The 7232-nt window shown below is 69.0% G+C and carries 7 protein-coding genes; 4 read left to right on the top strand and 3 right to left on the bottom strand.

The features are described from left to right. The first annotated feature begins 102 nt into the window (after positions 1 to 102). From VJN29_RS13985 to VJN29_RS13995, 3 genes are read left to right on the top strand one after another with little or no spacing between them, the layout of a single operon-like run. A complete protein-coding gene (locus VJN29_RS13985) occupies positions 103 to 1944 on the top strand; it encodes a glycoside hydrolase family 15 protein (RefSeq protein ID WP_414654378.1) in 1842 nt (613 codons plus the stop codon). Next, positions 1931 to 2635, top strand: coding sequence for a maleylpyruvate isomerase family mycothiol-dependent enzyme (locus tag VJN29_RS13990; protein ID WP_324144242.1), 705 nt, complete (start codon positions 1931 to 1933; stop codon positions 2633 to 2635). Before VJN29_RS13985 ends, VJN29_RS13990 begins: the two co-directional genes overlap by 14 nt. 3 nt (positions 2636 to 2638) lie before the next feature. Then, entirely contained in the window at positions 2639 to 3307 is a 669-nt protein-coding gene (locus tag VJN29_RS13995; protein ID WP_324144243.1) for an MBL fold metallo-hydrolase, read from the top strand. Between the two features lie 54 nt (positions 3308 to 3361). Here VJN29_RS13995 and VJN29_RS14000 read toward each other — a convergent pair whose 3' ends face one another. Further along, complete coding sequence (locus VJN29_RS14000) at positions 3362 to 3667, bottom strand: hypothetical protein (RefSeq protein WP_324144244.1); 306 nt, start codon at positions 3665 to 3667, stop codon at positions 3362 to 3364. A 116-nt stretch (positions 3668 to 3783) separates the two neighbouring features. On the opposite strand from VJN29_RS14000, the gene VJN29_RS14005 reads away from it, so the two are divergent. Next, entirely contained in the window at positions 3784 to 4659 is an 876-nt protein-coding gene (locus tag VJN29_RS14005) for an EamA family transporter (RefSeq protein ID WP_324144245.1), read from the top strand. Positions 4660 to 4668: 9 nt separating this feature from the next. Here the strand turns inward: VJN29_RS14005 and VJN29_RS14010 are convergent, their stop codons facing one another. Beyond that, positions 4669 to 5703 (bottom strand): TerC family protein, encoded by a 1035-nt coding sequence (locus VJN29_RS14010; protein ID WP_324144246.1) that lies wholly within the window; start codon positions 5701 to 5703, stop codon positions 4669 to 4671. Between the two features lie 285 nt (positions 5704 to 5988). Beyond that, positions 5989 to 7232 (bottom strand): helicase-related protein (locus tag VJN29_RS14015; RefSeq protein ID WP_324144247.1); only part of this gene is annotated, 1244 nt, incomplete at its 5' end.

The following is a 7232-nucleotide window of genomic DNA, read 5'->3' on the forward strand; positions in this document are numbered from 1 at the left end:
GGGGGTGCATGGGGGGCGTCGCCCTCTCGGGGGGTGCATGGGGGGCGTCGCCTTCTCGGGGGGTGCATGGGGGGCGGAGCCCCCCATGGGTAGGCATACTGCATGAGTATGAGCGGGAGCCAGCGGACCTCGAACGCCACTCCCATCGAGGACTACGCGGTCATCGGCGACATGCAGACGGCCGCACTCGTCAGCCGCGAGGGCTCGATCGACTGGCTCTGCCTGCCGCGGTTCGACTCGCACGCCTGCTTCGCGGCACTCCTCGGCACCCCCGACAACGGTCGGTGGCTCATCCGGCCGGTCGATCCGGACACCAGGACGACGCGTCGGTACCTCGACGACTCCTTCGTCCTCGAGACCACCCACAAGACCTCGACCGGGGTGGTCCGGGTGCTCGATGTCATGCCGCTCGGCGACGGACGAGCCGACGTCCTCCGGCGCATCGAGGGCGTGACGGGAACCGTCCGGATGCGTCACGAGTGGATCGTGCGATTCAGCTATGGCCGGACCAAGCCGTTCGTGAGCCGGCACACCGAGGAACGCGAGGCCGGGATCGACCAGATCATCACGGCGATGGCTGGACCGGACATGATCGTCCTCCGCGGGGCACGGCTGCCCCATGCCGAGCACTGGACCCACGTCGACGAGTTCGAGATCTCCGCAGGCGAGAACCTCGCCTTCGCGACGACCTGGTTCAGCAGCGTCGCGTCGATCCCGCCGCCGCTCAAGGTCCTGAGCCGCATCGCCGAGACCATCCAGCGCAGCCGCCAGTGGGCGGCCCGGAGCGACTACGACGGCCCCTACGAGAACGCCGTCACCCGCTCCATCCTCGTGCTGCGCCTGCTCACCCATGGAGTCACCGGCGGCATCGTCGCTGCGCCCACGACGTCCCTCCCGGAGGACTTCGGCGGTGAGCGCAACTGGGACTACCGGTTCTGCTGGCTCCGGGACGCGGCGCTGACCCTCGAGGCACTCCTCGGGTGTGGCTACGTCGAGGAGACCGAGTCGTGGCGGCAGTGGCTGCTCCGCGCGGTCGCCGGAGACCCCGAGGACATCCAGATCATGTACTGCGTCGACGGTGCGCGGGACCTCCCGGAACGCGAGCTCGACCACCTGCCCGGATATGCCGACTCGCGGCCGGTGCGAATCGGCAACGGCGCCGTGGAGCAGTGGCAGACCGACGTCCTCGGCGAGGTCATGATCGCCCTCGAGCACGGCCGCCAGCAGGGACTGTCCGACAACCAGGACTCGTGGATGCTCCAACGTGTGCTCATGGACAACCTGGCCGAGCGCTGGCAGGCGCAGGACAACGGACTGTGGGAGGTCCGCGGCCCACAGCGCCACTTCACCCACTCTCGGGTCATGGTCTGGGCTGCGTTCGACCGGGCCATCCAGGGCGTCGAGGAGCACGGGCTCGAGGGCCCGGCCGACCGCTGGCGCGAGCTGCGGGAGCAGGTCCGCGCCGAGGTGATGGAGAAGGGCTGGAACGAGGAGAAGCAGACCTTCGTCCAGCACTACGACACGACCGAGGTCGACGCGTCACTGCTCACGCTGTCGGCTGTTGGCTTCATTGCCGGCGACGACCCCAAGATGCTGGGGACGATCCGCGCCGTGGAGCGCGAGCTGATGCGGGGCGGCCTGGTGCTGCGCTACCGGACCGAGGCGGGCGTTGACGGGCTGAGAGGCGACGAGCACCCCTTCCTGGCCTGCTCGTTCTGGCTCGTCACGGCCTATGCGAAGGCGGGCATGCTGGCCGAGGCGACGGCGCTCATGGACCGACTCGTCGGGCTGGCCAACGACGTCGGGCTGCTGTCCGAGGAGTACGACCCGATCCACGAACGCATGGTCGGCAACTTCCCCCAGGCCTTCTCGCACCTCACCCTCGTCGGCGCGGCCCTCGCGCTGGCCGAAGCCACCGGAAAGGCACGGCATGCACCTCATTGACCTGTCCACGGAGCACCTCCCCAGCGAGACGGAGCGGCTCGTGGCCACCGCGGAGCGGCTGGGCGACGCTGATGTCCGCGCTCCCTCGCTGTGCCCGGGGTGGACGCGCGGGCACGTGCTGACCCACCTCGCCCGCAACGCGGAGGCGCTCTCCCGCGTGTGTGCGGCGGTGCTGACCGGTGAGCCGGACACGATGTACGACTCGGTCGAGGCGCGCGATGCCGACATCGAGTCGGGGGCAGGCCGGTCTGCGGCCGAGCTTGCCTCGGACGTCCGCACCCAGGCAGCTGCGTTGGCGCCGCAGATCATTCGCCTGGGCGTCGAGCACGTCGGCACCACCGTGGAGCGGGTGCCCGGCGGACAGCTCATCGCAGCCGAGCGCGTGCCGTTCATGCGGCTGCGCGAGGTGGTGTGGCACCACGTCGACCTCGATGCCGGCTATGGGTTCGCGGACACGCCCGACGAGCTCGTCCACCTCTTCCTCGTCGACACGGTCGCACGACTGGCCTCGTCGGACGGCGCCCCAGGGCTCGCGATCCGGACCGACCAGGACGACGAGTGGACCATCGGGGATGGCAGCACGACCATCGTCGGTTCGCGCTGGGGAGTGCTGCACTGGCTGGCGCGGGGCCGCACCGACGGGCTCGAGGAGCCGGCCGCTCCGCTGCCCCCGTTGCCGTTCGGAGGTTGAGCCATGGCCGACACCTATACCGGCCGAGTGGTGCCAGGTGGCCCTGTGGAGGTGCGCGCGCTGCCGGACCTGACCATCCGCAAGCTTGCCGTCTCGCAGATGAGCAACAACGTCTACCTGCTGACGTGCAACGCGACTCGCCGCCAGCTGCTCATCGACGCGGCCGACGACGCCCCGCGCATCGTCGAGCTGGTCCGCGACAGCGGAGACGGGTTGGACGCCGTCGTCACCACGCACCGGCACTGGGACCACGTACGAGCCCTGGCGGAGGTCGTGGCCGCGACGGGGGCTCGCACGCTTGCCGGCGCCGCGGACGCGGACGAGCTGCCGGTCCGCGTCGACGAGCCCGTGCGGCAGGGCGACCGGGTGCGGTTCGGGGAGATCACGCTGGACGTCATCCACCTGCGTGGGCACACCGCTGGCTCAGTCGCCCTCGCCTACCGGGACCCAGCAGGCGGCACGCACCTGTTCACGGGCGACTCCCTCTTCCCGGGCGGCGTCGGCAACACGAAGAACCCCGGCCAGAGCTTCGAGTCGCTCATCGAGGACGTGACGACGCGAATCTTCGACGTGTACGACGACGACACCTGGTTCTATCCCGGCCACGGTGACGACTCGACGCTCGGCACGGAGCGGCCACATCTGCAGGAGTGGCGCGAGCGGGGCTGGTGAGCGTGCCGAGCGGCGCCGAGCCACCCTGAACCGCGTGCCAGACGTCCGACCGGACTACGCCGGAACGGTCTCCTGGCCCGGATCCGCATCGAGCTCGGCGATGAGGGACTCGAGCTCGGCCCGCACGAGCTCGACGTCGTAGGGGACGTTGCTCACGACGAAGTGGCGCCTCGGGTTGTTGGCGACGCAGAGCCCGATGCCCAGCCGCGACCGGCCATGCTTCGCGTTCCAGAGCCGCTCCAGCCGTGTCCCGTCCCAGTCAGGCGGTGCGTGCAGCCACCCCTGCATGACGACCAGGGAGTCGTCCGGGTCCGGGCGGTGCTTCGGAGCTTCCATGGCCACGACCGTGATCTCGCCCATGACTTGACGGTACGACGACAGCCCGGCCCATGTCAGCCCTTCTGGCCTCAGGGGTCCCGCGTGTCACATGGAAGGATGACGTCCGTGTCGCCTGGCCGCCAGCTCCGAGCGCGCCGATGAGGATCGATCGCTCGACCGCGCCGCTGCTCGTTCTGGCCGGCGTGGTGTCGGTCCAGTTCGGTGGGGCGCTCGCTGCCACCCTCGTGCCCAGGATCGGGGCGGTCGGCTCGGTGCTGCTGCGCCTCTCCTTCGCCATGCTCATCCTGTGTGCCGTTGCCCGACCGCGGCTGCGTGGGCGCTCCCGCAAGGCGTGGCGCACCGTGGTTCTCTTCGGTCTCGCGCTCGCGGCCATGAACACGGCCTTCTACTCGTCGCTCGCCTACCTCCCGATCGGGGTCGCGGTCACCATCGAGTTCCTGGGTCCACTCACCCTGGCCGCCGTGCTGAGCCGACGACCCCGGGATGTGGCTGCGGTGCTCGCCGCGGGTCTGGGAGTCGCGCTCGTCTCGGGGGCGACCGACGCCACGTGGGGCCGGTTCGAGCCCATCGGCCTGCTCTGGGCGGCGGTGGCGGGGGCGATGTGGGCGGCCTACATCGTGCTCAGCCAGCGCACCGGGACCCTCTTCACCGGTCTGGACGGGCTGGCCCTCGCACTCGTCGTGTCGACCGCCGTCGTGGCGCCGTTCGGGCTCGCCTCGGTCGACGCGTGGACGCCGACGATCGTGGGTCTCGGCCTCGGCATCGCCGTGCTGAGCTCCGTCCTGCCCTACTCCTTGGAGCTCATGGCCCTTCGGCACCTGAGCCAGCGCGTATTCGGCATCCTGCTCAGCCTCGAACCAGCCGTGGCGGCGCTCGCAGGCCTGCTCGTCCTCGACCAGGTCCTGGAGCGCAGTCAGGTGCTGGGACTGTTCCTCGTCGTCGTCGCCAGCGCTCTCGTGCTCGCCGCGAAGACGAAGCCGGACCCGCCGGACGCCCTGGTCGGCCCGGGCTGAGTCCCGTCGTCAGCTCGAGCCGCGACGCGAGCCGGAGTCCACGTCGATCGGAGCGGTTGGGTCGCCTGCTGCACGGGCATCGCGGCGCGTCTTGAGCAGGCTCGCAACCGTCGTGACGCCGAGGATGAGGACGATCGCACCCAGCGACACGCTGATCGGGATGTCGGGCACGCCGTGGATCGGCTCGCCGCCGTTGACGAACGGCAGGTTGTTCTCGTGGAGTGCGTGCATGACGAGCTTGACGCCGATGAAGCCGAGCAGGATCGCCAGCCCGATGCTGAGGTAGACCAGGCGGGTGAGCAGGCCGCCGATGAGGAAGTACAGCTGGCGTAGACCCATCAGGGCGAAGATGTTTGCCGTGAGGACGAGGTACGGCTCCTTGGTCAGTCCGTAGATCGCGGGGATCGAGTCGAGCGCGAAGAGCAGGTCCGTCGTCCCCAGGGCGAGGATGACGATCATCATGGGCGTGATGAGGCGCTTGCCGTTCCGGACGACGAAGAGCCGGACTCCGTGCCACTCCTTGGTCGCCGGGAAGGTCTTCTCGACCCACAGGAGGAAGCGGTTCTCGTGGTACTCGTCGTCGTCGGTCTCCCCACCCTTGGCCAGCTTGATCGCCGTGTAGATGAGGAAGGCCCCGAAGATGTAGAAGACCCAGGCATACGCGTTGATGACGACGGCGCCGAGGGCGATGAAGATGCCACGGAGGACGATGGCGATGACGATGCCGATCATCAACGCGGACTGCTGGAACCGCTGAGGGACCCGGAAGCTGCTCATGATGAGCAGGAAGACGAAGAGGTTGTCGACCGACAGCGAGTACTCGGTGAGCCAGCCGGCGTAGTACTCGCCCGCAAACCGCCCGCCCCACTGCCACCAGACGAAGAGTCCGAAGAGGATCGCGGCCGTCACATAGAAGGCCAGGTGGCGGCCGGCCTCTCCCATGGAGGGGACGTGGGGCCGGCGGGCGATGACGAAGACGTCGATGACCAGCACGACCGTCATCAACCCGATCGTGAGATACCAGCCCCAGGCGGGGACGTTCATGTGGGCACCTTCCGGTTACAGCGTCGGTCAGGACAGCGTCAGCAACCGGAGGTCTCTCCCGCCCAGCAGGCCGGCCCGACGGGCCCGGGACCGACCGAGTCGGAGCCGTGATGACGAGCCCATCGCTTCGGGGATACTCCCCTCCGTGAACGCCTGAGTCTTTCATCCTCTCGGCCCAACGCCCAAATTGCGTCTCACCGGTGGACTCTTTCGCGTCCCCGTCGAGTGGGCACTTCAGGCCCGGCGCGAAGCGCCCACTCGACTGAAAGGGGGCGGGAGGCCAGCTCAGCGCGTCGCCGCGGTCAGCTGGCGGAGCTCCTTCTTCAGCTCGCTCACCTCGTCCCGCAGTCGCGCGGCCAGCTCGAAGTGCAGCTCGGCTGCCGCCTGGTGCATCTGCGCGGTCAGCTCCTGGATCAGACCCGACAGATCAGCGGCGGCGAGGTCGGACGGCCTCTCGCCACGCACGCCGGCCGAGACGCCGACGTCAGCCGCCACCGCACCCCGCCCAGCGCCGCTCTTGCCCCGGGACTGCATGCGCCCGGAGCCGATGAGCTCCTGGGTGTCGGCGTCCTCCCGCTGGAGCAGGTCGGTGATGTCCGCGATCTTCTTGCGCAACGGCTGCGGGTCGATGCCCATCTCGCGGTTGTACGCCAGCTGCTTGTCACGGCGGCGGTTCGTCTCCTCGAGCGCGTCCTGCATCGATGGCGTGACCTTGTCGGCATACATGTGCACCTGGCCGGACACGTTGCGGGCGGCGCGGCCGATGGTCTGGATGAGCGATCGTGTCGACCGCAGGAAGCCCTCCTTGTCGGCGTCGAGGATCGAGACCAGGGACACCTCGGGGAGGTCGAGTCCCTCACGCAGCAGGTTGATCCCGACGAGCACGTCGAACACGCCGGTGCGCAGCTCGCGCAGCAGCTCGACCCGACGGAGGGTGTCGATGTCGCTGTGCAGGTAGCGGACCCGGATCCCCTTGTCGAGCAGGTAGTCGGTGAGGTCCTCGGCCATCTTCTTCGTCAGCGTCGTCACGAGGACGCGCTCGTCCTTGTCGACTCGCAGCTGGATCTCGTGGATCAGGTCGTCGATCTGGCCCTTGGTCGGCTTGAGCACCACGTCTGGGTCGACGAGGCCGGTCGGGCGGATGATCTGCTCGACGGGCGGCCCGCCCTTGGCCGACTTGGCCAGCTCGTACTCGCCCGGCGTCGCGGAGAGGTAGACCGTCTGGCCGATCCGCTCGAGGAACTCCTCCCATTTGAGCGGCCGGTTGTCCATGGCACTCGGCAGGCGGAAGCCGTGCTCGACGAGCATCCGCTTGCGGGACATGTCCCCCTCGTACATCGCGCCGATCTGCGGCACCGTCTGGTGCGACTCGTCGATGACGAGCAGGAAGTCCTCCGGGAAGTAGTCGAGCAGGCAGTTCGGCGCCGACCCCGGACCGCGGCCGTCGATGTGCCGGGAGTAGTTCTCGATGCCGGAGCAGAAGCCGACCTGCCGCATCATCTCGATGTCGTAGGTCGTGCGCATCCGCA

The organism is Intrasporangium sp. (genome assembly GCF_035280925.1).
In the GTDB taxonomy this organism is placed as follows: Bacteria; Actinomycetota; Actinomycetes; order Actinomycetales; family Dermatophilaceae; genus Intrasporangium.